The following is a 22,507-nucleotide window of genomic DNA, read 5'->3' as shown; positions in this document are numbered from 1 at the left end:
CTGCGGTGCGAGAAGAGTTCACCGCAGCGCCTGAATTCGAATTCGATCCGGCTGACTCCCAGATCGTCGAGGACCTCGAACCTCGCGAAATCGCCGGTGTGATGGCTGATGACCGCATGCCCGATGACATGCGCCTCGGTGAGGTCTCCGTGTCCGAGGAAGGTCTGAGCCTGCCGGTGGATGTGGATCGCCCAGTCAACAAGCCGGCTCCGCTGGAGGCCACCGCAGAGGAGCTGCGCGAGCTCGCAGAGGTGGAAGCCGAGCTGGATCAGCGCTGGCCGGAGACCAAGATTGACCCGTCGCTCGAGCGGATCGAGCTGTTGATGGACATCCTTGGCCATCCCGAGCGTGCCACTCCGGTCATTCACGTTGCCGGCACGAATGGCAAGACTTCCACTGTGCGCATGATTGAGTCGCTGGTGCGCGCTCTCGGTCGCCGCACCGGCCGCACTACCAGTCCGCATCTGCAGCTGGTTACCGAGCGCATCGCCATCGATGGCCAGCCCATTCATCCACGCGATTACGTGCGCATCTGGCGCGAGATTCAGCCCTACGTGGAAATGGTTGACGCCAAGTCAGCCGAAAAGGGCGGCCCACAGATGAGCAAGTTCGAGGTTCTCACGGCGATGGCCTACGCTGCCTTCGCCGACGCTCCTGTCGATGTTGCCGTGGTGGAAGTCGGTATGGGCGGCACATGGGATGCGACCAACGTGGTGGAGGCCGACGTGGCAGTCATCTGCCCAATCGGTCTCGATCACACGGAGTACCTTGGCGATACCTTGGCTGAAATCGCTGCTGAGAAGGCCGGCATCATCAAGTCGCGGTGGAACAAGGACGACTTGCTCACGCCACCGGACAATGTCGCCATTGTCGGCGAGCAGGAACCGGAAGCAATGGACGTCGTTTTGCGACGTGCCGTGGAAATGGATGCCTCCGTTGCCCGCGCTGGGGTGGAGTACGGCGTTGTCAGTCATCAGCTGGCGGTCGGCGGGCAGAACCTGACGCTCAAGGGCCTGGCAGGCGAGTATGACGACATCCATCTGCCGCTGCACGGTCCGCATCAGGCGCGTAACGCAGCCACAGCACTGGCTGCGGTGGAGGCGTTCTTCGGCGCAGGCCCGGGGCGTCCGCTCAACATTGATGCGGTTCGCGAAGGCTTTGCGACGGTCGCATCGCCCGGCCGCCTGGAGCGCGTGCGCTCGACCCCGACGGTGTTCATCGATGCCGCCCACAATCCTCACGGTGCCCGTGCGTTGCGTGAAGCCCTCTCCGCTGAGTTCGACTTCCGCCGTGTCATCGGCGTGCTGTCGGTGCTGGGGGAGAAGGATGCTCGTGGGCTGCTGGTTGAGCTGGAGCCCTACTTCGAAGAAGTGGTTATTACCCAGAACACCTCGCCGCGTGCGCTGCACTACGACGACCTGGCTGACCTTGCGGAGGAGATTTTCGGCGAGGAGCGCGTGCATCGCGTTTCAACTCTGCCGTCCGCCGTTGAGCTGGCTGTCGCGCTGGCTGAGGAAACCGACACCGGAGACGGTATTGTCTCTGGTTCCGGTGTGATCGTCACTGGATCTGTTGTCACCGCGGGCGAGGCCCGGACACTATTTGGAAAGGACCCGCAATGAGCGAATCTCAGGCGAGCCAGTCACAGGGCAACGGCGCGGAGGATTACACCGCTGCCGACCGCGAGGCCCTGCGCGCTTACCGCGAGGGGCGTGACCTGAGTGAGGGCGGCAAGTATGGCCCGCTCGGTGCGGGACACGATCCGGCTAAGGACCCGCTGAAGGGTCTGCGCGGTGTTATGTCCGGCACGCTGATCATGCAGGCTATCTCGGTGCTGCTTGGTCTGACTGTGGTCACGCGCATTCCCGACGGTCAGATTAACCAGACCTTCTCGGTTACGTACATCACCATCCTGGGCCTGGCTCTGATTGCGATGGCTTTCCTGCAGAAGCAGCCCTGGGCGCTGAAGGCCAACATTGTACTGCAGGTCTTTGGTGTGCTGGCTATTTTCACACACGTGTCGATGGGCGTGGTGGGTATCTTCTTCGCACTAGTGTGGGCCTACATTCTGCACCTGCGGAAGAACCTCATCCAGCGTATGGAGCGCGGTCTGTTGACCACCCAGCACTCGTAGATCTCCCGCGCTCGTAGTCGCGACTTTCACCCCGCTGCACCACCACTCCGGTGCAGCGGGGTTTGTCATAGTATGATGCTCACCATGACTGAACGTACTCTTATTCTGATCAAGCCGGACGGCGTTTCCCGCGGTCTGGTCGGCGAAGTTATCTCCCGCATTGAGCGTAAGGGCCTGAAGCTGGTCGCGCTTGACCTCCGTGTTGCTGACGAGGCAACTGCGAAGGAGCACTACGCAGAGCACGTCGATAAGCCGTTCTTTGGTGAGCTGGTTGATTTCATCACCTCTGCACCGCTGGTCGCTGGTGTTATCGAGGGCCCGAACGCAATCGCTGCTTGGCGTCAGCTCGCTGGCGGCACTAACCCGGTTGAGGCCGCAACTCCGGGCTCCATCCGCGGTGACTTCGCACTTGAGGTTGCTAACAACGTTGTTCACGGTTCCGATTCCCCGGAGTCCGCTGAGCGCGAGATTGGTATTTGGTTCCCGAACCTCTAAACGTTGACGGTTCAGCATTGACCCGTGAGCGTTGAACTGGCGCCGAACTGAGCAAGCAATTGTTTGCCGGTTCGGCGCTTTTTGCTTGTCGACGACCGTGGGGCGGCCCTTCAGCGGGCTGCAAATGTGAATGCGGGCACGGGCTGCAAATGTGAAACTGTAGGAGTTTATGACACTTTCCGGCAATTTTTCAGGCCATTTTTGTCATAAACGCAGTCAGTAACTCGGATTGGCCCGCCGCCACCAATGTCGGTGCGCGCCACCTGCTCGATATGTGCGACAATGGACAGCAGCAGTAGTGCCCGGGAGTTCGCTCCGGTGGATGAAACATTCCGCATGTGATCGCTGAATCCCTGAGTCAGCCGGAAGGCCTGCCAATAAGACTTTCATAATTGTTCATCGTTTTCGGCCCTCTATCTGCGTATTTGGCGCAAATGAAGTGGCTGTCGCAACATCGTTGCTCCGCCTGGTTTCCAAGGCCACAACGGATGTAGGCGCACATGGAATGACAAAGAGTGTGCTTCCTGTTGTCGGGTTTTGCGTGGTGGGGTGTCAAGGAGAAACAAATACAGTGGCAAATTTCAGCCAGGATGTTGTCGCTAAGGCACGCGAATTTAATCGTGAGTCAGCGGCTCTGAAAACCCGAGTCCACCACCTGGCCAAGAGCTTGGGGTTGACCTCGAAGGAAACCATCGAAGCACTGGGGCACGCGGGGATCGTCGTAAAGTCCGCTGCGTCCACCATTAATCAAAATCAGCTCGACGCAGTGCTGAATTTCATCGGCGATCATCCAGAGGATGCCTCGCTTGACGACGGGGCTGCTGCGACCAAGCCAACCGGCGAAGAGCCGGCCGCGAAGGAAAAGCAGTCGGCAGGTAAGCCGAACGCGGCGGATGAGAAGTCGGACGAGCAAACCGCAGCTAAGTCCGAGAAGAAGCCAGCTGCTAAGAAGAACAGCAAGAAGTCGGCTGCGAAGAAGGACACCAAGAAGGCCTCGGCTAGAAAATCCTCGGCAAAGCAGAGCGCAGAGAAGCAGGCTGAAGAGAAGCAGAGCGCAGAGAAGAAGAGCACGACTAAGAAGCGAGCAACGCGTAAGCGGGCTGTGAAGAAGACCGCTGGCGCTCCGGAAGAAACCGCTGCGAAGGACGAGCAGAAGGACTCGAACTCGGTCGTCGAGGAAGCTGTTGAGGCTGTCGTTCAGTCGTCGCCGAAGAAGGCTGCAGATAAGAATGCTTCCGATAAGAATGCTGCCGACGCCGTAGCCGAGACCGACGAGAAAACCTCCGCTGAGGAAGCGCCTGCCGAAGCACCTGCTGCAAAGAGCGCTGCAGCGACCACACGTCGTGGTCGCCGAGTTCGCCGTGCGGTCCGCACGACCAGCGCTCCAGCAGCAGAGGAAATTCAGGAAGCGCAAGAGCCGCAGAAAACGCAAGAGCCGCAGGATACGCAGGCAACTCAGAGCGAAGCCCTGCAGGACATCGAGCCGCCGGTAGTCCCGGAGCCGCCGGTTGCGGAAGAGCAGACCGCGTTTGCGCCTATCTTCCTGGCGCCGCAGGCTGTCCCGGCTACGGCCAAGAATTCGGCCACCGAGGATGCAGCTTCAGCTGACAACGGGGCCTCCAACCAGGGCACCGATGACAACGCGGGGGAGGGGCAGGACGGCTCGTCGTCAAGCGAAACGGAGCGTCAGCCGCGCCCGCGTCGTCGCCGTCGTGGACGTGGGCGTCGTAATGATGACGCGCAACAGGCGGAGAAGACCACCGAAAACACAGAGCGCGAGGAAGAGGAAACCCGCGAAGAGGTCGAGGAACCGCAGGCGATTAAGGGATCGACTCGCCTGGAGGCGCAGCGACGTCGCCGTATCGAGCGTCGTGAGGAATCGCGCAAGCGCCACGTAATCTCGGAGGCGGAATTCCTGGCTCGCCGTGAGTCGGTGGAGCGCACGATGGTGGTGCGTGAGCGCAAGCGCCATGACCACGCGGGCATTGTCACTGAGGTGGGTGTGTTGGAAGACGACCTGCTGGTCGAGCACTTCGTTACCTCTGACACGCAGACCACGCAGATCGGCAATATCTACCTCGGTCGCGTGCAGAACGTCCTGCCCAGCATGGAAGCGGCGTTCATCGATATCGGAACCGACCGCAACGGTGTCATTTACGTAGGTGACCTGAACTGGAAGCTGCTGGGCACGAAGTCGCGTTCGCGCAAGATTGAACATGCGCTGAAGGCCGGCGACCAGATTTTGGTCCAGGTGTCCAAGGACCCGATTGGTCACAAAGGTGCGCGTCTGACCACCCACATTTCGATGGCTGGTCGATTCCTGGTGTACGTGCCGGGCGGCCGTAGCGCGGGCATTTCCCGCAAGCTGCCGGAGCCGGAGCGCAAGCGCCTGAAGTCGATTCTGAGCGAGGTTACGCCGGAGGGCTCGGGCACGATTATCCGCACCGCTGCCGAGGGCGTGTCCAAGGAGGCCATCGAGGCCGACATTAAGCGCCTGGAGTCGCAGTGGCAGGAGATCTGGGAAGCCTCCGAGGCGGCGAAGGCCAAGCGCGGAGCAAAGCCAATCGCGCTGTACGAAGAGCCGGACATGCTGGTCAAGGTCGTCCGCGACGTCTTCAACGAGGATTTCTCGCGCCTCGTGGTGGAGGGCGATCGCCCGTGGAACACAGTGACGGACTACATCGGCGACCTGGCACCGGAGCTGGAGCCGCGACTGCAGCGCTACTTCGCCAAGGAGCACGGCGGCGCCGATGTCTTCGAGCACTTCCGTATCGATGAGCAGCTGGCCAAGGCACTCGACCGCAAGGTCTGGCTGCCTTCGGGCGGCACGCTGGTCATCGACCGCACCGAGGCCATGACGGTCATCGACGTCAACACCGGTAAGTTCACCGGCGCTGGCGGAAACCTGGAAGAGACGGTCACTCGCAACAACCTGGAGGCCGCTGAGGAAATCGTCCGCCAGATGCGTCTGCGGGATCTGGGCGGCATGATTGTCGTCGACTTCATCGACATGGTGCTGCCGGAAAACCAGGATTTGGTGCTGCGCCGTCTGAAGGAGGCTCTCGGCCGCGACCGCTCGCGTCACGAGGTCTCCGAGGTCACATCGCTCGGCCTCGTCCAGATGACGCGCAAGCGTCTGGGCACAGGCCTGCTGGAGACCTTCTCCACGCCGTGTAGCTGCTGCAATGGCCGCGGTCTGATTATCCACATCGATCCGGTTGAGCAGGACAATCAGGGCCGTGGCCACAAGAATGGCCGTCGCAACGACGAGCAGGGTAAGTCCAAGCGCCGCAACAAGTCGCGCTCGGAGCACAATCCGGCCAACCACCCGGCCGCGCTGGCCATGCACCGCGATCAGGGCGACCAGGCAGGCTCTTCCAAGGCAACGCGTGACGACGACACGGAGACCAACCAGCGCGATAAGGACGCAGCCGACAAGCGTGTCGCAGCTGCTGTCGAAGCTGTCATTGTCTCTTCTGAGAACGATGAGCCGAAGCCGCCGCGTCGTCGCCGGGTTCGTAAGAGCCAGGGCCGAAACGATGAGCAGCGACAGAACGGCCGTGGCCGTCAGGAGCGCCGCGAGCGTACTGAGCAATCGGAGAACTCCAATGACCTAGCTGCTCTGGCTGCCGCAGCTGTTGCGGAAGCCCGTGAGAAGGACCCAGAGGAGCCGTCGGATGACCGTTACATGCCGCAGGAGGGGCAGCGCCGCCGCCGTCGGGCTACGCGTCGCAGGGTAGCGGAGCATGTTGCCGTTGATTCGGCTGCACGCGACGCTGATGACCGCGACGAAGAATATGGTGATCGTCGCAAGCGTTCGGAGCGCCCGACCCGTGCTGAGCGTGCCGAGCGCACCGATAACGGTGGCTCCGGTGGAGGCCGTGGCGAGGCTGAACGCTCCAGCAGCGCTAGCGCTCGACGTCGCCGTCGTCGCGCTGTGCGTCGTAGTGCTGTGGATGAAACCACTGCGCCTCAGGCTGAGTCTCAGGCAGCTTCCACCACAGATGTGAGGGAGCCAGCCAAGGATGGCAAGAGCGGCAACGCTAACAAGACCGGTAATGCTGTGGCCGAGGAGTCCCAGACCTATGAGGAGGCGAAGGAGGCGTTCGAGCGTTCTCCACGCCGTCGTCGTCCGACGCGCGGTAACTCCCGCTCGGATCGCGCACCGCGTCGCGAGGACTTCGAGTCCACTAAGCCAAAGGCGGACGCTGAAGGCAGCAAGGGTGGAGATCGTGCGAAAGACAACCGCGATGACAGCAACCGCAGCGCCAACCGCAGTGGCGGTGGACGCCGCTCGGGCAAGTCACGGGTTGAGGTCGTAGCAGTCCAGGGCACGGGAGCTCGCCGTAATCGCCGTCGGGCGGTGCGCAGGGTCTCGTCGCAAAGCGATGCCGAAGCGACTGCGCCGAAGCAGCGACAGGGCGCTTCAAACCGCGCTACTAAGCCAGAGCAGAAGCAGGCTAATCGCGGTGCTGCGGCGCCGGAGACGAAACCGGCCAATCGTCGTCGCCGCGTGCGTCGTGCGGTGCGCCGAAGTGGCCAGAACTAGGTAGCGGAAATCTGGAATAAGGCCAGATAGGAGACTATTTTCCGTTCCCTAAAGCAGGGAGTGGAAAGTGGCTTCGGAAACTGCCCGGGAAGACCGTGAAAACCAATGGGGGACAGGGTCTTACTCGGGCAGTTTGTAATTTAGGGGGATTTTTCGCTACTCTTGACCAGTCGCTGATTAGTAGGCGTATCTGGTCATGCCCACTGGTGCTTGAGGCGCTGGTGGTAAGGAAACGGCCAGAGCGGGGAAATCTACTCGGATTTGGCTTTCGGGTATGTCCCTGAAGTGTTCTGCACACGCAACTAATCGCAATTCCATTGTCCAGTCAAGGAATTACAAAGATTCCTTGAGTCGAGTTTCTCAGATAAAGGGGTAGCCCTCCTATGTACGCGATCGTCAAGACCGGCGGCAAGCAGTACAAGGTTGCCGAAGGTGACCTCGTCAAGGTCGAGAAGATCGAGGGTGAGCCGGGTTCGTCCGTGGCTCTCACCCCGGTTCTGCTCGTCGATGGCGCAGATGTCATTGCGGATGCCGACAAGCTTGCCAACGTTACCGTTAACGCAGAGATCGTTGAGGCCGCTAAGGGCCCGAAGATCCGCGGCATGCACTACAAGAACAAGACTGGCTACAAGCGCCGCTACGGCCACCGTCAGCCGCTCACTGTTCTGAAGATCACCGGCGTCTCCAAGTAAACCGCCGAAATTCCATTTAGCTTTTCCCTAGGAGAAAATCATGGCTACTAAGAAGGGTGCATCCAGCACCAGCAACGGCCGCGACTCCGAAGCTAAGCGCCTCGGCGTGAAGCGCTTCGGCGGCCAGCAGGTTAAGGCAGGCGAGATTCTCGTTCGTCAGCGCGGTACCTCGTTCCACCCGGGTGAGAACGTTGGCCGTGGCGGCGACGACACTCTCTTCGCTCTGAAGGCAGGCGCAGTCGAGTTCGGTACCCGCCGTAACCGCCGCATTGTCAGCATCGTTGAGAATAACTCCTAGGAACAACCCTCGGTTGTCCACATAGGATTACTGCAACGTTGAATTTGAGGCAGGTTTAACTGCCTTGCTGAAGAGCCGATTCCTTTCCCACTGCGAAAGGTAATCGGCTCTTTTGTTGTTTATGTACTGTTTCGCGCTGTTAGGTTGCGAGGCAGCGTTTTGTTACCGCCTAGACTTCTGCCCACCGGCTCGCTTAAATTAGGGCATTACTCCAGGCACTAGATGATGGCTCTCCGCTCGGAAGTGTGTGTGATTTTATGTCTCGTTTTGTAGATCGTGTCGTACTGCATTTGCAGGCCGGCGACGGTGGTCACGGCTGTAACTCGGTGCTGCGTGAAAAGTTCAAGCCACTCGGCGGTCCCGATGGCGGCAACGGCGGCCACGGTGGAGACATTGTGCTGGTCGTCGACCCGCAGATTCACACTCTGATGGACTTCCACTTCCATCCCCACATCAAGGCTGCCAACGGTAAGCCCGGCGCGGGTGACCACCGCAATGGTGCTCGTGGTGAGGATTTGGTTCTCGGAGTGCCGGAGGGCACGGTTGTGATGACCGAGGATGGGGAAGTGCTGGCGGACATGACCGGTAAGGGGGCCCGCTTCATCGCTGCTGAAGGCGGTTACGGTGGCTTGGGTAACGCAGCGCTGGCGAACAAGAACCGCCGTGCGCCGGGCTTTGCTCTTCTCGGTGAGCCGGGTGAGGCCAAGGATCTTGTCTTGGAGCTCAAATCCATGGCAGACGTTGGACTGGTGGGCTTCCCGTCAGCCGGAAAGTCCTCACTGGTTAGCACCTTGAGCGCTGCTAAGCCGAAGATTGGTGACTATCCATTTACCACGCTGCAGCCGAACCTGGGTGTAGTCAACGTTGGCTACGAGTCCTTCACCATCGCAGATGTGCCGGGTCTTATCCCGGGGGCTTCTGAAGGCCGTGGTCTTGGGTTGGATTTCCTGCGTCACATTGAGCGCTGCGCTGTGCTCGTGCATGTGGTTGACGCTGCTGCTCTGGAGGGCGACCGCGATCCGGTCTCTGACATCAAGGCGTTGGAGACGGAACTCGCCAACTACCAGTCGGTGCTGAAGGCCGACGTGGGGCTTGGGGATCTCGCAGAGCGTCCGCGCGTCATCGTGCTGAACAAGATTGACCTGCCCGATGCTCGCGAGATGATTGACATGCAGCGCGAGGAGTTGGAGAAGTTCGGCTGGCCGATTTATGAGATCTCTACGGTGACGCACGAGGGACTCAAGGAGCTGACCTACGGCCTGAAGGATCAGATTGCCGCCTACCGCAAGGCGCATCCGTTGCCAACAGAGCAGGAGCCCCGTGCGGTCATCCGTCCGGAAGGTGTGCGCGGCAAGAAGCGCGAAGGCGCGGACTTCACCATCGAGCGCGATCCGAATACCCCAGATGGGTTCATTGTGCGTGGCCGTAAGCCGGAACGCTGGATTAACCAGACGGACTTCGAAAACGACGAGGCAGTCGGCTACTTGGCTGACCGCCTGGCCAAGCTTGGTGTAGAAGATGCCCTGGCAAAGGCTGGGGCAACGGTTGGCTGCCCGGTGACGATTTCCTATCTCACCTTCGAGTGGTACCCGCAGCAGGTCGCGGGCACCGATGACTTCGTGCCGAGTGGCCGTGGTACCGACGATCGTCTCTACGTCAACGAGCGCACTAGCGCTGAGCAGCGTAAGCGTGCATCGCAGGCCCGCCGTGGTCTGATTGACGAGTACGATTTCGGGGATGGCGAAGAGGCTATTCGCGACCGGTACTCATAGTCGCGGGCGACAGCGTCGTCGGCAAGCGAAGACTTCAAACTTGCATTTTGCCATTGATTGTTTAAACAATTATATAGTCAGAATTACATTAGACCGTCATGTTTTCCATTAGTGAAATGAGTGAGTCAGTTATCCCTTCCGACACCGTTGCCAACGATGTTGACGTCACTGGAGCAGATGCATTAGATGCCCCGGTAGCTACCGCGCCGAAGTCTGGATCGGACGCGCCGATTTCCCGTGAGGAGGTCGACGAGCTACTTCACGACAATCCTGAGTCCACCGTCGCTGAGATTGAAAAGGCGACTGAGAATTTATCTCCGGGAACCAAAGGCGGTTTCGATTCCGAGACTCGTGAGGCAATTCGGACCGCGAAGCGCGTCGTGGTGAAGATTGGTTCTTCCTCGCTGACCGGATCTGACGGTCGTACCGATCCCGAACGCATCGACTTCATTGCCGATGCCCTGGAAAAGCGTATGGGCTTTAGCGATGTCATTGTCGTGTCCTCCGGCGCGGTGGCATCCGGAATGGGGCCACTGGGGCTGACTTCGCGTCCCACTGATTTGGCGACCAAGCAGGCGGCTGCAGCTGTAGGGCAGGTGCGCCTGGCACAGGAGTGGGGACGCTCCTTCCTGCGCTATGGTCGCACTTCTGCGCAGGTGCTTTTGACCTCGGACGATGCAGGTGTGCGTTCGCGTGCCCGCAACGCCCAGCGCACTATCGACCGCCTGCGCCAGCTGGGCGCGGTGCCAATTGTCAACGAAAATGACACGGTCGCGACCTCGGAGTTCCGCTTCGGCGACAACGACCGCCTGGCCGCCCTGGTCAGTCACCTGGCGTACTGCGATGCACTGATTCTGCTTTCCGACGTCGACGGCCTCTACGACCGCAACCCGGCCGATCCAGGTGCGACCTTTGTGCCAGAGGTGCGCAGCGGTAACGACCTACGTGGTGTTATCGCCGGTGACGGTGGGGCACTGGGCACCGGTGGAATGGCCTCGAAGGTGTCTGCCGCACGCCTGGCTTCGCGTGCTGGGGTGCCGGTGCTGCTGACTTCTGCGTCCAACATTGAGCGAGCACTTGACCAGGCAGACGTGGGAACCGCTTTCGCCGCGAAGGACAACCGCCTGAGCGCCTGGAAGTTCTGGATGCTCTACGCAGCGGATAGCTCGGGCCTGCTTCGCCTGGATGCCGGCGCGGTCGACGCTGTGACCCGCATGCGCAAGTCGCTGCTCCCGGTCGGTATCACCTCGGTTGACGGTGAGTTCTCCGCTGGTGACATCGTCGACCTGATTGGCCCGAGCGGTGAGGTCATCGGACGCGGCGAGGTCAACTATGACTCTGAAGAACTGCTGGGCATGATCGGCTACCACACCGAGGAATTGCCGAATGACATGCAGAAGCCTGTCGTCCATGCCGACTACCTGTCGGATTTCGCCTCCCGCGCTTAGGAGAGCGTTGCGCTGAGAGCTGCAGCGCTTAAAGACGCGCACCTGGGCGCGCCCGGACAGAGGTGCCTCGGCAAAGACCGGCTGAGTGGGGACTAGCTGAGTGCGGACTGGCTGGGGGAGGAGTGCCTGAGCGCGGACTGCCTGGATGAGGAACTTTCGGGCATAATCCTAAGTGTGTTATCGAAAATTATTGGCGTCATCGGCGAGTTGCTCTTGACCGCTGGAGTGATGGTGGCGCTCTTCGCCTTTTATCTGCTGTACTGGTCTGGTCTTGAAACCGGGAAAGCTCAGCAGCAGGCTCGTGATGAGCTGCAGCAGGCATGGTCCGCACCGGCATCGGCCTCAGCTCAGGCGCCAGAAGGCACGGAGCCAGCTGTTGAGGGCTCTTGGGTGCCTGGCTCTGCGGTGGCGATGATTTCCGCTCCAAAGGCCGGTTTTAGCGATTTGGTCGTATTCGAAGGTGTCTCTCAGGAAGTTTTGCGCGGTGGCCCCGGCCATTATCCGAGCACAGCCCTTCCGGGGCAGGTGGGCAACAGTTCTTATGCCGCCCATCGTGACGGCCACGGAGCTCCCTTTGACAACATTGACCGCCTGCAGACGTGCGATGACATCACTGTAGAGACGCGTGATGCTATTTACCGCTACAAGGTATTACCGGTCGACGGTATGGCTGGCGCAGGGGAAAGCTTCGACTGCGTGCCAGAAGGAACTAACGTCCCCGAGATTCCCGGCCAGCACATTGTCACTCCAGACCGCGCCGATGTCCTCAATCCGGTCGGTAACGCGACTCTACTTACGCTGACTACCTGCCATCCGCAGTGGGACAACACTCATCGGCTCATTATTCACGCGGTTCTCGCCGGTGTTGAGACCAAGGAGGTCAACTAGATGTACGCAGCTTTTTGGCGATCCCTGCCGGGTCCGTGGTGGGTGAAAGCGATCATCACCATCGTGATTGCCGTCATCGTGTTCCTGCTGTTGATGAATTACATCTTTCCTTGGGTTGCTGAGCTAATTCCCTCAAATGATGTCTCACTCTAGTTATGCTGGTAGGCATGACTGCTCAAACGAACGAAACTGCTAACACCAATCAACAGGGCATTGCCGAGGATTCGGCTCTTAGCCCGGAGCGTGCTGCTGAGCGCGCCGAGGTTTTAGATAAGGCACAGCGTGCCAAGGCTGTCGCGGGAGAGCTGGCTCGCTTTACGTCGGCACGCAAGAACGAGCTCCTGCTGGCCGCAGCAGATGCGCTGGTCGCCCGTACTGAAGAGATTCTGGTAGCCAACGCCAAGGACATCGAGGCCGGTAAGGCCCGTGGTTTTAGTGACTCCCTGCTGGATCGCCTGCGTCTTGACGCCGATCGTGTTGAGGGTATTGCCGGTGGGTTGCGCCAGGTTGCGGCCCTGCCGGATCCGGTAGGCGAGGTGCTGCGGGGCAGCACTCTTCCTAACGGCATTAAGCTTTCCCAGGTCAGCGTTCCGCTGGGCGTGATGGGCATGGTCTACGAGGCTCGCCCGAACGTTACTGTCGATGCCTTTGGTCTGGCGCTGAAGTCGGGCAACGTGGCCTTGCTGCGCGGCTCCAAGTCGGCCGTCCACTCCAACACGCAGCTGGTCGCGGTTTTGCGTGAGGTGCTGGCCAACCACGATGCACCGGAGGACCTTGTTCAGCTGCTGCCGTGTGAGACCCACGATTCCGTGCAAGATCTCATCACTGCCCGCGGCCTGGTTGACGTAGTGATTCCGCGCGGCGGTGCCGGTCTGATTGAGGCCGTCGTGACGAAGGCAACGGTGCCGACCATTGAGACCGGTACCGGTAACTGCCACATCTACATCGATGCTTCCGCCGATATCGACGAGGCGATTGCGCTGATGATTAACGGCAAGACCCGCCGTCCGAGCGTCTGTAACGCCACTGAAACGGTTCTCATTGACTCGGCGCTGTCCACGCAGGATCAGGTCCGCATTTTGGACGCGCTTGCCGACGCGGGCATTGCGGTCCACGGCGATGTCGATAATCTGGCGGCCTCTGGGTGGACCGGTGAGGTCATTCCTGCGACGGAAGAAGACTGGTCGGATGAGTACCTTTCGCTAGACATTGCCGCACGCATTGTCGACGGTGTGGTGGCCGCGACGGATCACATCACTGAGTACTCCTCGGGTCACACGGAAGCTATCTCTGCACGTGACTGGGGCGTGTGCCAGGAGTTCGTCGACCGTGTTGATGCTGCCGCTGTCAGCGTCAATGCCTCCACTGCGTTCACCGATGGTGAGCAGTACGGTTTCGGCGCAGAGATTGGTATTTCCACCCAGAAGCTGCACGCCCGTGGGCCCATGGGGCTGCCGGAGTTGACCAGCAGCAAGTGGGTTCTGGCTGGTCGTGGACAGACTCGTCCGTAGTGCCCGGGTAAAGTGCCAGTCATGATTAAGCGCAAGAAAAGTGTGCGGTCGCGAGTACACGCCGCGTTGACAGCGAAGTCGGCGGAAGCGCCCCGGCAGCGCATTGGCGTAATGGGTGGCACTTTTGATCCCATCCACAATGGTCACCTGGTTGCCGCCAGCGAGGTGGCAGACCGTTTCGACCTTGACTTTGTGCTTTTCGTGCCCACGGGTGAACCGTGGCAAAAGCGCGGCCGGAAGGTCTCTCACAGCGAAGACCGCTACCTGATGACGGTCATTGCCACCGCGTCGAACCCACAGTTTTCGGTTTCGCGGGTTGATATTGACCGGCCGGGTGCGACCTATACCGTCGATACGCTGCGGGATTTGAAGGTCATCTATCCCAACGCGGATCTGTTCTTCATTACCGGTGCCGATGCGCTGCAGAAGATTATGACGTGGAGGGACTGGGAGGAGATGTTCGACGCAGCAACGTTCGTCGGTGTCACTCGTCCAGGGGTTCACCTGCGGGCAGAGGACCTGGAAGGAATCGACGCTTCACGGTTGCACCTCATCGAGATTCCCGCGATGGCTATTTCTTCTACCGATTGTCGAAAGCGTGCGGAGGCAGGACGCCCTGTTTGGTACTTGGTGCCGGATGGCGTGGTGCAGTACATCGCTAAGCGGGGTCTGTACCAGTCTGCTGAGGGCACGGTTGGTTCTGTGGGCCCCGCATCGGTGAACTCGACCTCCGAGGATGCGGCATCGGTGGATGCGAAGTCCGATACCGCGGACTGAAAGTTAGCAAAATCCCGCTGAGACGGTAAGTTACAAGTACAAACGCTGTTTTTCACGACTTTTAATCACAAGGAGCTGAAGTATTTCGTGACTGCACAACCACGCGCCATTGAGCTGGCGACCGCCGCGGCGAAGGCCGCCGATAGCAAAAAGGGTGAGGACGTCGTTGTTCTCGATGTCTCTGGCCCGGTGGTGATTACGGACGCATTCGTCCTGGTCAGTGCTGACAATGAGCGTCTGGTTGCCGCAATCGTCGACGAAATTGAGGACGATCTGCGTGACCTCGGCGCAAAGCCGGTTCGCCGCGAAGGTGTCCGTGAGGGACGTTGGGCGCTGCTGGATTACGGCGACATTGTCGTGCATGTCTTCCGCAGTGAAGAACGCGACTTCTACGGCCTGGATCGACTGTGGCGCGATTGCCCGCGCATCGAGGTCGAGGGCATCGAGCAGCCGAGCAACGAGGACGGCGAAGATTCCGCCCGCAATGCTCGTTCTATCGACGAGATTCCGCTGGCTGCCGAAAACCCGGACACGGACGAGTTTTAATTGTGGCGGGCTCACGCGAGGCACATGTTGCCGCTCGATGTCGCCTGATTATGCTGCGGCACGGGCAGACCTCGTATAACGCTACCGGCCGCATTCAGGGACAGCTGGACACGCAGCTTTCCGACGTTGGTCGCGAGCAAGCCCGTACTGCGGCGCAGTACCTGGCGGAGGCTGAACCGCGAATCACAAAAATCGTGTCCTCTGACCTGACCCGGGCAGCCGACACCGCCCGCGCGCTAGCCGAGGCCACCGGTGCAGAGTTGAGTTTTGATAAGCGCCTGCGTGAGACCAACCTCGGTGAATGGCAAGAGCGCACCTACGACGAGATTGACTCCGCGTTTCCCGGTATGCGTGACCACTGGCGCCATAATCTCAACTGGGCACCCAAGGGCGGCGAGACCCGCTTTGAGGTCTCCAACCGAATGCTGGCGGTCATTGCTGAGCTAGCGGCCAACCCCGATTGGGAGTCGGATACCTTTGTGCTCGTGTCCCACGGTGGTGCCATTGCTGCCGCTACCGCAGCCCTGCTGCAGATGCCGCGCGACTACTTCAGCACGTTCAACGGCCTGGGCAACACTGCGTGGGTCGAAATGGAGCAGCGCACGCGCGTCAATGGTGAGACCTCCTGGTACCTGAATGCTTTTAACGCGAAGGTCCGCGAGCGGGAGTCGCAGGTTTCTGATTCTTCAGGAGGCCGCCATGCCCGGTGACGGTCGCGTTCGCATTGTTGTTGATGACACCGCGTGCCTGATGCCCGAGGTTGCCCGCAAGCTCGACATCACCGTGGTTCCCATCGGCCATGACATCAATGAAGACGCCGTCACCACGTCGGCAGTCAGTCCACTGAAGCTGTGCGCCGCATATGCGCGTGCGCTGGAACGCTCCAACAAGGATGGTTCTGACGCTGGCGTTGTCGCCCTGCATCTTGGCAAGGGAATGTCCGCTACCTGGTCTAACGCTGTCACCGCTGCTGGTGCGCTGGACCGTGTGACCGTCATCGATACCGACACCGTCGGAGCTGGAGTCGGTGCCGCTGCCATCGCGGCGGCCAAGGCTGCGAGGGCCGGGGCCAGTCGTGATGAGGTTGCCGATGTAGCGCGTGATGTGCTGCAGCGCTATCGACTCTGGTTGTTTGTACCAAAGCTTGATTCGCTACGTCGTGGCGGTCGCATCTCCGCGGGCCAAGCGATGCTTTCTACGGCTCTCGCTATCAAGCCCATCGTCGGCATCAAAGATGGCTCACTAGCGCTGGTCGCCAAGTGTCGGACAGAGGCGAAGGTCAAGCAGCGCATGGTGGATTTTGCCACGAAGATGGTGCGGTCCGCGTCATCGGCGAACCGTCCGCCTGCGGTATTGCTGCATCATTCCGATGCGCTTGACGACGTTCACGAGCTCCAGGCCATGCTTGCCGAAGAGCTACCCGACGATACCCGGTTTAGAATCCTGGATTTGCCGGAGTCTCTTACCGCTCATGTCGGGCAGGGAGCCTATGCAGTTGGCATGGTCTCCGGTGGCTCGATTGATTCGAATGCCATGGATTTTGAAACAGAGATGGGCGTGACAGCGCTGCTCCACAGTGTGGAGGAGAGTGACGCGCCTGCTGTTGATGCTGTGGCTGCAGACGCGGTAGACGACGATTCCGGGAACATAGACAATTCCGGTGACTCTGCTGACACGGACGGTTCGGCTGAAAACGCTGGCACCACAGACCCAGGTGAGCCGATCACCGATCAGGCTGCGGTGAAGGTAGTTGAGAATCCGGCTGCCAGTCGCAACCGCAATAAACGAATCCATCGCACAGTAGTGACTAATGAACAGGGAATTCCGCTTTTCACCACGGCGGTTTCTAAATTGCCAACGTGGAGTGAGAATCGCCAAGCAGCTCTGGATAAAGCTGAGCGTCTGGCGAAGGCTATCTCTGATTTGGCGCTGCGCGATAAGTCCGATCCCGAGGGAGCTGTATTTGGCACCGATGGGGAGAAATCGCGGGAGTCGTCGTCAAGCGACAAGCGTGATGATGACGGCGACGAGAAGAAGTAGCGGCTGAACTGCGAAGATGATCTGGCCTGTGGATAACCTCCACAGGTCATTTTTTATCCACAGATGACGCCTTGATGAGTGCTTTCGTCAAGGTGGGGTGTGGTGCGGGGCGCTAGGGTGCGCATCGTGACGAATTTGCGGAATCGGCTGGCGGACTATCTGGAACCGATTGATCAAGACAAGCGCATGGCGGTGGACTTTTCCACGCGCCGGGCGGTGGTGACGCCGCGGGTGGCGATGGCTGCGTGCCTTGTGATTGCGGTGTTGGCTGTTGGAGCAATCGCTGCGGTGGTGTGGCCGTCGACGCCGCAGGTGGAGATGCCTGCGGTGCAGGACGCGGCTGTCGCGGGGACGACACCGGAGACGACCGAAACCCCAGCGGAGGCGCCTGGCGGTCCGGGGCAGGAGACTAACGCTCAGGCACAGGTGGGGCCGTTGATTGTGTCGGTGGTGGGGTTGGTTGTGAATCCTGGCGTGGTGGAGGTGCCAGTGGGTGCGCGGGTGGTGGAGGCAATTGAGCGTGCGGGTGGGCTTTTGCCGGAGGCTAATCCTGCCAGCGTGAACCTGGCGGCACCGTTGGTAGATGGTCAACAGATTGTGGTCGGGACAGAGGCGCTGCCAGCAGGGACGGCGGAGGGCGGTTCCGATGTTTCTGGCGGTTCTGGCGCCGGTGCTGCAGGCGGGGCTGACCCGGGTGGCTCTGACGGAAAGATCAACATCAACACCGCCACTGCTACGCAGCTGGAGGAATTGCCCGGAATTGGACCCGCAACAGCGACCAAAATCATTGACTTTCGTGAAAAGAACGGGCCTTTTGCGAGTATCGACGCACTTGAGGAGGTACCGGGAATCGGCCCGGCGAAGGTAGAGGCTCTGCGCGATGCCACCACCGTCTGACCTGCGCGCTCGTGCTGGGCTCGATGTGCGGCTAGTGCCAGCAGCGGTGTTGGCGTGGGCGACTGCGGTGGCGGTGATCATGCGCCCAGAATGGGCGATAGTTGTGGTACCGAGCTCAATCGCGACTGCGGTGGCGTTGCCGTGGGCGTGGCAGCGTTGGTCGTGGCGATGGGGCAGAGGTGCGGTGACCTCCGGCTGGCGAGCAATCGCCACTATCGTGGTGCCAGCTGTGGCGGTGGCCAGCGTTGCGGTGGCCACGCGAATCCGCATAGCGCAAGCCCGAGCCCATGAGCTCTATGAGGACATTGGTGGGATGGCGAAAGTGCAATTGCGCCTCGTCACCGAGCCGAAAGCAACCGAGTTTGGGGCCAGTGCGAAGGCCCGCATCGAAGGTCTTCCGGGGCAGGTGACGGCTTTCGGCGACGAGTCACTGTTGGCTATCACGAGAGACACCGTAATTGAATCCACAGCCGGTATACGTGTGGCCAGCAAGCCCTGCATTAGTGGTATCCAGCTGAATCTGCGCGGTGATGTTGAGGTCATCGCGCCACCACAGGGGCTGGCAGCTGACGTGAGGCAGCAGCTCTTTGACTCGGCGCAGAATCTCCCCGTTGGTCCCGACCGCCTGATTCCCGCCATGGCCATCGGCGATGAGCGCGGCTTTAGCCTCACCGATGGCGATGTGATGACTGCTTCTGGGCTTTCACATCTATCAGCGGTCTCTGGAGCGAACGTTGCGCTTGTTGTCGGGGCTGTTGTAGCCGTGTTTTCGTGGGCTGGACCGCGGGTGCGCGTCGCAGTCGCCGCGCTTGCCCTGTATGGCTTTGTGGCAATTGTGGGTACAGAACCGTCAGTGCTACGCGCGGTGGTCACCGGCTGCATTGGGCTGTTGGCGATTCTTGTAGGACGAGCTGGCCAGGCCATCGCGGCGCTGTCGGCTGGCATTATTGGGTTGATTCTCCTGGCTCCAGACCTATCGGTATCAGTGGGCTTCGCCCTCTCGGTCGCAGCCACCGCCGGGTTAGTCCTTCTTGCCGAGCCCCTTGCCAGACGCCTGTCCGCCACCACCGTTATGGGTACCTGGCCCGCCCCAGTAGTCCGCGCCGTCGCCGTATCGATTGCCGCACACGTGGTCAACATGCCCGTGTTGGCGCTCCTTATCGGCGAAATTAGTCACGTCTCACTGCTCGCCAATCTCCTCGCCGCGCCCGCCGTCGCACCGGTTACTATCGCTGGTTCGCTCGCTGCCGTTGCCGCCGCACTGCATCTCAATTGGCTGGTCAGTGCGCTGCTCTGGTGCGCCGCGCCGTGCGCATGGTGGATTCATCAGGTCGCACGCCTCGCTGCGGGAATCGTCGCGCCCGCCACTGGGACGGTCACGTTGGTCATCTCCTGCACGCTCACGTTCGCATGCTTGACGGCGCTCTGGGCGTGGCCCCGTCTTGCGCTCCGCGCTGGTTGCTTCGCAGTGGTACTTGCCGTCTGTAGTTACGCGGTTATTTGGGTGTTCGGGCTGGACATTGCGCGTGCCCCACAGGGGTGGAAGGTTGCGGCCTGTGCGGAGAAGAACCAGGTTGTTCTCATTCACGCGGAGGCTGTCGGAGAACCCGCCAACCATGTGGCATCGGTTGGTTACCCTGCACCGACCTCGCTCAGCCGGCAGTGCCGAATTGCACTCGGACTCACCGAGGAAGAGGCGGGGTACGTCCAGGTGCTCGATGACACCACCAATAACCCCACGACAGAAACCGTGGCGGTGGAGTCCCCGTCGTACATCGCTGAATCCGTGAGCGGCCAACCGTCCCAATCAGGCCGCTCACCCCAGTGGTTTATCGCTCGCGAGTGTGGTCCGCGCGTGCGAGAAACCGTAATGACACCCGAGCAGATTCCTGTGGTGTGCCCGCAGCGAGATGGGCCGCAAGCCCTGTATTCCAATGGTGAAGTCTGGCGAGGAAGGTGAAATCCGGGCTGTCCCGTAGGCTAGAAACAACAGTCGCAGGAATTAACGCGGAAAAGAGGTCGGGATTGAGCGCCGTCGCACCCGTGAATTTGATTGTGGGCAAAGAGGAGCTGCTGAAAGACCGCGCCCGCCTCGCCATTGTCGCTGCCGTCCGCGCGCAGGCAGCAACGGAGTCCGATCCGGGTGGACGCTCGGTGCCTGTGACCACCATCCGCGCAGGGGACATGACCACTGTCGATGCCGTGGAGCTCTTCAGCCCTTCGTTGTTTGGAGATGACCGGATCGTGGTTGTCACCGACTGCCAAGACGCCGGCAAAGAGCCTGCCAAGCTGTTGATGGATTCGGTTAAGGATCCCGCGCCGGGCATCACGTTGATTCTCCTTCACAGCGGTGAGGGGCGTCAGAAAAAGATGGTCGCTGACCTGCGCAAGTTGGGGGTCCGCTTTTTCGAAGCTCAACCGCTCAAGCGAAACGACTTGCCCGGTTTTGTTGGCGAAGAGTTCGCCTCACACGGGGTTAAGGTGCGTCGCGACGTCATCGATACCGTCCTGGATGCGGTCGGTTCAGACCTCCGCGAGCTGGCCACCGCCATTTCCCAGCTGTGTGCGGATACCGCGGGCAAGGTCACCTCGGAAGCAGTGCGCACCTACTACGGTGCTTCGGCGGAGGTTTCGGGCTTTGAGATTGCCGAGCTCGCACTGCGCGGCCGGGGTGGGGAAGCGTTGGCCAAGATGCGCCGTGCCTTGCAGCTGGGCATGGCACCGGCACTGCTGTCGGCTGCAATCACGGGAATGGTTGGTGATGTAGCTCGGCTCCACGGTGCACGTGGTGTCAATGCGCGTAGAGATGCCCACCGCTATGGCATGCCGCCGTGGAAGTTGGAGAAAACTCAGCGGTTGGCATCTGCCTGGTCAACCCCGGCGGTTGCTCGCGCTGTGGTTGTCGCGGCACAGCTGGATGCAGACACCAAGGGAGCCTCATCGACGCCGGAACTATCGCTGGAACAGTCGGTGCTTCGTATCGCGGAGCTGGCCCATTCGTCCCATCGGCGTTAAAATTTCCGGGCTGCAAATGTGAAACTGTGTGAGTTTATGACACTTTCAAGCCATTTTTCAGGCCATTTTTGTCATAAACGTAGTCAGTAACTCGCATCGCCCCACCGCCGCCAGCCATAAACGCAGCCACTAACTCGCGTTGGGGTTAAATAATAAAAACCGCCTCCCGCCACATCCGAAATGAAATCGGAAAATAGCAGGAAGCGGTTAATTTCACGGCACAAGCGCCACAAGAACGGCACAGCGCCAAAAGGGAATTAGCCCTCCAGCTTGTTGAAAGCCTTAGCCATACCGGACTTCTTGTTAGCCGCAGTGTTGCGGTGGAAGACGCCCTTGGTGACAGCCTTGTCCAGCTTGCGGGAAGCAACGCGCAGCTGAGCCTCAGCAGCAGCCTTGTCGCCAGCCTCAACAGCAGCCTGGAACTTGCGGATCTCGGTGCGGACTGCAGAGCGGATAGCCTGGTTACGCAGGCGAGCCTTCTCGTTGGTCTTGTTGCGCTTGATCTGGGACTTGATGTTTGCCATCGTGAATACCTCTTGTATCCGTAGTAGTTGGAATTGCTACCGCCCGCCACCAAGAAAAGTCCTGATCACAGTACAAATTTTGGCTCGAATCCCTGCCGTTCAAACTAATTAACCAGCGGGATAAAACCATGCACTGCGCTTATACGGCGATGAAAACGCGAACCCAAGGTCCTGCCCGCGCTCGCCGCAAAGGAACGCAACGGTAAACAACTTGCAGAATCTTAGCAAACAGCGCTGCCTAATACCAGCCGCTGCCTAATTCCAGCTGCGGCTAATTCCAGCCGTAGTCCCCGCGCAGCCGGGCGGCGATGAGCTCAAAGCGCCTACGGGGCATCATCGCACCTGCGCGGCGAATACCCGATTCTGGGATGAGCAAGATACGGTCCATGCGAACCCACGATGGCTTGGGGTCTTCATTCCAGAACCCACTGCCGATAAATAGCCACTCCGGATGCTCACTGTGCTCGCTGCGGGTGGAAATCAGCATGCCCAATAGGTACTGGTCATGGCGCCCAACCACGACCACAGCGCGCTCGCGCAGGGCAGCATTTTCACCTTCGAGCTGCAGCGGAATCCATACCACTTCGCCGGGGTCGGCCTGACCATCCATGTCGGGGCTGTAGACGATTGTACGGGCCAGCTCCGCGGTCGGACGCGCGATGGTCACCGAATCTCGCAGTCGAAGTAGGGCCTCCTTGGACTCGTCGGAAAGCGAGGTGTCCTGGGCGAGTCCTAGCTGCATGTTGAGCTTAAACAGCGCCTCGTCGAGTGTGTCGGGGCCACGGAACCACTCGGTACCGGCGAAAAGACGCGCGCTGATGCGATTACGCAGGCGGCGTGGCCAGCTTTCGCGTTCATTTTGATCGGTGGACGAAGTGGAGCTCATGGAATCTAAGTCTAGAGGTTTAGTGCGGAGGGAAT

The 22,507-nt window shown here is 60.3% G+C and carries 21 protein-coding genes; 18 read left to right on the top strand and 3 right to left on the bottom strand.

Going from position 1 to position 22,507, the window contains the following annotated elements; all coding sequences use genetic code 11:
* Positions 1-101: 101 nt before the first annotated feature.
* The 3 genes from folC to ndk all read left to right on the top strand — a co-directional run bounded on the left by folC (position 102) and on the right by ndk (position 2,629).
* Positions 102-1,622, top strand: a complete 1,521-nt coding sequence (folC, locus tag QP981_RS07785; RefSeq protein ID WP_502869558.1) for a bifunctional tetrahydrofolate synthase/dihydrofolate synthase — start codon at positions 102-104, stop codon at positions 1,620-1,622.
* Entirely contained in the window at positions 1,619-2,134 is a 516-nt protein-coding gene (locus QP981_RS07780; RefSeq protein WP_070643656.1) for a DUF4233 domain-containing protein, read from the top strand. The genes folC and QP981_RS07780 overlap by 4 nt, the downstream gene beginning before the upstream one ends.
* A gap of 84 nt (positions 2,135-2,218) precedes the next feature.
* The gene (gene ndk, locus QP981_RS07775) at positions 2,219-2,629 is read left to right on the top strand and encodes a nucleoside-diphosphate kinase (protein ID WP_038629458.1); all 411 of its coding nucleotides are present in this window, start codon (positions 2,219-2,221) and stop codon (positions 2,627-2,629) included.
* A 167-nt stretch (positions 2,630-2,796) separates the two neighbouring features.
* Here the strand turns inward: ndk and QP981_RS07770 are convergent, their stop codons facing one another.
* A complete protein-coding gene (locus tag QP981_RS07770; RefSeq protein ID WP_284857749.1) occupies positions 2,797-2,967 on the bottom strand; it encodes a hypothetical protein in 171 nt (56 codons plus the stop codon).
* Between the two features lie 233 nt (positions 2,968-3,200).
* On the opposite strand from QP981_RS07770, the gene QP981_RS07765 reads away from it, so the two are divergent.
* The 15 genes from QP981_RS07765 (at position 3,201) to holA (ending at position 21,062) form a co-directional block, all read left to right on the top strand.
* Positions 3,201-7,178 carry a translation initiation factor IF-2 N-terminal domain-containing protein gene (locus QP981_RS07765; RefSeq protein WP_284857750.1) on the top strand — a complete coding sequence of 1,326 codons (3,978 nt, stop codon included), beginning with the start codon at positions 3,201-3,203 and terminating at the stop codon, positions 7,176-7,178.
* A gap of 383 nt (positions 7,179-7,561) precedes the next feature.
* On the top strand, positions 7,562-7,870 hold the full coding sequence (gene rplU, locus QP981_RS07760) for a 50S ribosomal protein L21 (RefSeq protein ID WP_005511541.1): 309 nt from the start codon (positions 7,562-7,564) through the stop codon (positions 7,868-7,870).
* A 40-nt stretch (positions 7,871-7,910) separates the two neighbouring features.
* Positions 7,911-8,168, top strand: a complete 258-nt coding sequence (gene rpmA / locus QP981_RS07755; RefSeq protein WP_016422312.1) for a 50S ribosomal protein L27 — start codon at positions 7,911-7,913, stop codon at positions 8,166-8,168.
* Positions 8,169-8,425: 257 nt separating this feature from the next.
* Positions 8,426-9,940 carry a GTPase ObgE gene (gene obgE / locus QP981_RS07750; protein WP_070429496.1) on the top strand — a complete coding sequence of 505 codons (1,515 nt, stop codon included), beginning with the start codon at positions 8,426-8,428 and terminating at the stop codon, positions 9,938-9,940.
* 98 nt (positions 9,941-10,038) lie between these two features.
* Positions 10,039-11,388, top strand: a complete 1,350-nt coding sequence (proB, locus tag QP981_RS07745; RefSeq protein ID WP_049190854.1) for a glutamate 5-kinase — start codon at positions 10,039-10,041, stop codon at positions 11,386-11,388.
* Positions 11,389-11,562: 174 nt separating this feature from the next.
* Complete coding sequence (locus QP981_RS07740) at positions 11,563-12,276, top strand: class E sortase (protein ID WP_016422315.1); 714 nt, start codon at positions 11,563-11,565, stop codon at positions 12,274-12,276.
* Positions 12,277-12,429, top strand: coding sequence for a hypothetical protein (locus QP981_RS07735; protein ID WP_016422316.1), 153 nt, complete (start codon positions 12,277-12,279; stop codon positions 12,427-12,429).
* Positions 12,430-12,443: 14 nt separating this feature from the next.
* Entirely contained in the window at positions 12,444-13,787 is a 1,344-nt protein-coding gene (locus QP981_RS07730; RefSeq protein ID WP_246815117.1) for a glutamate-5-semialdehyde dehydrogenase, read from the top strand.
* A gap of 21 nt (positions 13,788-13,808) precedes the next feature.
* On the top strand, positions 13,809-14,564 hold the full coding sequence (nadD, locus tag QP981_RS07725; RefSeq protein ID WP_049171017.1) for a nicotinate-nucleotide adenylyltransferase: 756 nt from the start codon (positions 13,809-13,811) through the stop codon (positions 14,562-14,564).
* Between the two features lie 87 nt (positions 14,565-14,651).
* A complete protein-coding gene (rsfS, locus tag QP981_RS07720; RefSeq protein ID WP_005511538.1) occupies positions 14,652-15,110 on the top strand; it encodes a ribosome silencing factor in 459 nt (152 codons plus the stop codon).
* A gap of 2 nt (positions 15,111-15,112) precedes the next feature.
* Positions 15,113-15,820 carry a histidine phosphatase family protein gene (locus QP981_RS07715; protein WP_284857751.1) on the top strand — a complete coding sequence of 236 codons (708 nt, stop codon included), beginning with the start codon at positions 15,113-15,115 and terminating at the stop codon, positions 15,818-15,820.
* Entirely contained in the window at positions 15,810-17,150 is a 1,341-nt protein-coding gene (locus QP981_RS07710) for a DegV family protein (protein WP_070546419.1), read from the top strand. The genes QP981_RS07715 and QP981_RS07710 overlap by 11 nt, the downstream gene beginning before the upstream one ends.
* 126 nt (positions 17,151-17,276) lie before the next feature.
* Complete coding sequence (locus tag QP981_RS07705) at positions 17,277-18,047, top strand: ComEA family DNA-binding protein (protein ID WP_242451371.1); 771 nt, start codon at positions 17,277-17,279, stop codon at positions 18,045-18,047.
* The gene (locus tag QP981_RS07700) at positions 18,031-20,007 is read left to right on the top strand and encodes a ComEC/Rec2 family competence protein (protein WP_284857752.1); all 1,977 of its coding nucleotides are present in this window, start codon (positions 18,031-18,033) and stop codon (positions 20,005-20,007) included. Before QP981_RS07705 ends, QP981_RS07700 begins: the two co-directional genes overlap by 17 nt.
* Positions 20,004-21,062: a DNA polymerase III subunit delta gene (holA, locus tag QP981_RS07695; RefSeq protein ID WP_005511539.1), complete on the top strand. Its 1,059-nt coding sequence runs from the start codon at positions 20,004-20,006 to the stop codon at positions 21,060-21,062. The genes QP981_RS07700 and holA overlap by 4 nt, the downstream gene beginning before the upstream one ends.
* 257 nt (positions 21,063-21,319) lie before the next feature.
* Here holA and rpsT read toward each other — a convergent pair whose 3' ends face one another.
* On the bottom strand, positions 21,320-21,586 hold the full coding sequence (gene rpsT / locus QP981_RS07690; protein WP_016422323.1) for a 30S ribosomal protein S20: 267 nt from the start codon (positions 21,584-21,586) through the stop codon (positions 21,320-21,322).
* A 271-nt stretch (positions 21,587-21,857) separates the two neighbouring features.
* On the bottom strand, positions 21,858-22,472 hold the full coding sequence (locus tag QP981_RS07685) for a type II toxin-antitoxin system PemK/MazF family toxin (RefSeq protein WP_070643684.1): 615 nt from the start codon (positions 22,470-22,472) through the stop codon (positions 21,858-21,860).
* Positions 22,473-22,507: the final 35 nt, after the last annotated feature.

This window comes from Corynebacterium sp. MSK047 (assembly GCF_030232285.1).
Taxonomy (GTDB): domain Bacteria; phylum Actinomycetota; class Actinomycetes; order Mycobacteriales; family Mycobacteriaceae; genus Corynebacterium; species Corynebacterium jeikeium_D.
Note: the sequence above shows the minus strand (reverse complement) of the source record. Positions and strands in the feature narration are given on the sequence as shown.

Excerpts from the sequence above, each read along its gene's own strand:
- obgE (WP_070429496.1), top strand. The coding sequence starts at position 8,426 with ATGTCTCGTTTTGTAGATCGTGTCGTACTGCATTTGCAGGCCGGCGAC.
- QP981_RS07780 (WP_070643656.1), top strand. The coding sequence starts at position 1,619 with ATGAGCGAATCTCAGGCGAGCCAGTCACAGGGCAACGGCGCGGAGGAT.
- QP981_RS07710 (WP_070546419.1), top strand. The coding sequence starts at position 15,810 with ATGCCCGGTGACGGTCGCGTTCGCATTGTTGTTGATGACACCGCGTGC.
- QP981_RS07700 (WP_284857752.1), top strand. The coding sequence starts at position 18,031 with ATGCCACCACCGTCTGACCTGCGCGCTCGTGCTGGGCTCGATGTGCGG.
- ndk (WP_038629458.1), top strand. The coding sequence starts at position 2,219 with ATGACTGAACGTACTCTTATTCTGATCAAGCCGGACGGCGTTTCCCGC.
- QP981_RS07735 (WP_016422316.1), top strand. The coding sequence starts at position 12,277 with ATGTACGCAGCTTTTTGGCGATCCCTGCCGGGTCCGTGGTGGGTGAAA.
- rplU (WP_005511541.1), top strand. The coding sequence starts at position 7,562 with ATGTACGCGATCGTCAAGACCGGCGGCAAGCAGTACAAGGTTGCCGAA.
- nadD (WP_049171017.1), top strand. The coding sequence starts at position 13,809 with ATGATTAAGCGCAAGAAAAGTGTGCGGTCGCGAGTACACGCCGCGTTG.
- QP981_RS07685 (WP_070643684.1), bottom strand. The coding sequence starts at position 22,472 with ATGAGCTCCACTTCGTCCACCGATCAAAATGAACGCGAAAGCTGGCCA.
- rpmA (WP_016422312.1), top strand. The coding sequence starts at position 7,911 with ATGGCTACTAAGAAGGGTGCATCCAGCACCAGCAACGGCCGCGACTCC.
- QP981_RS07730 (WP_246815117.1), top strand. The coding sequence starts at position 12,444 with ATGACTGCTCAAACGAACGAAACTGCTAACACCAATCAACAGGGCATT.
- proB (WP_049190854.1), top strand. The coding sequence starts at position 10,039 with ATGTTTTCCATTAGTGAAATGAGTGAGTCAGTTATCCCTTCCGACACC.
- QP981_RS07770 (WP_284857749.1), bottom strand. The coding sequence starts at position 2,967 with ATGCGGAATGTTTCATCCACCGGAGCGAACTCCCGGGCACTACTGCTG.
- folC (WP_502869558.1), top strand. The coding sequence starts at position 102 with ATGGCTGATGACCGCATGCCCGATGACATGCGCCTCGGTGAGGTCTCC.
- rpsT (WP_016422323.1), bottom strand. The coding sequence starts at position 21,586 with ATGGCAAACATCAAGTCCCAGATCAAGCGCAACAAGACCAACGAGAAG.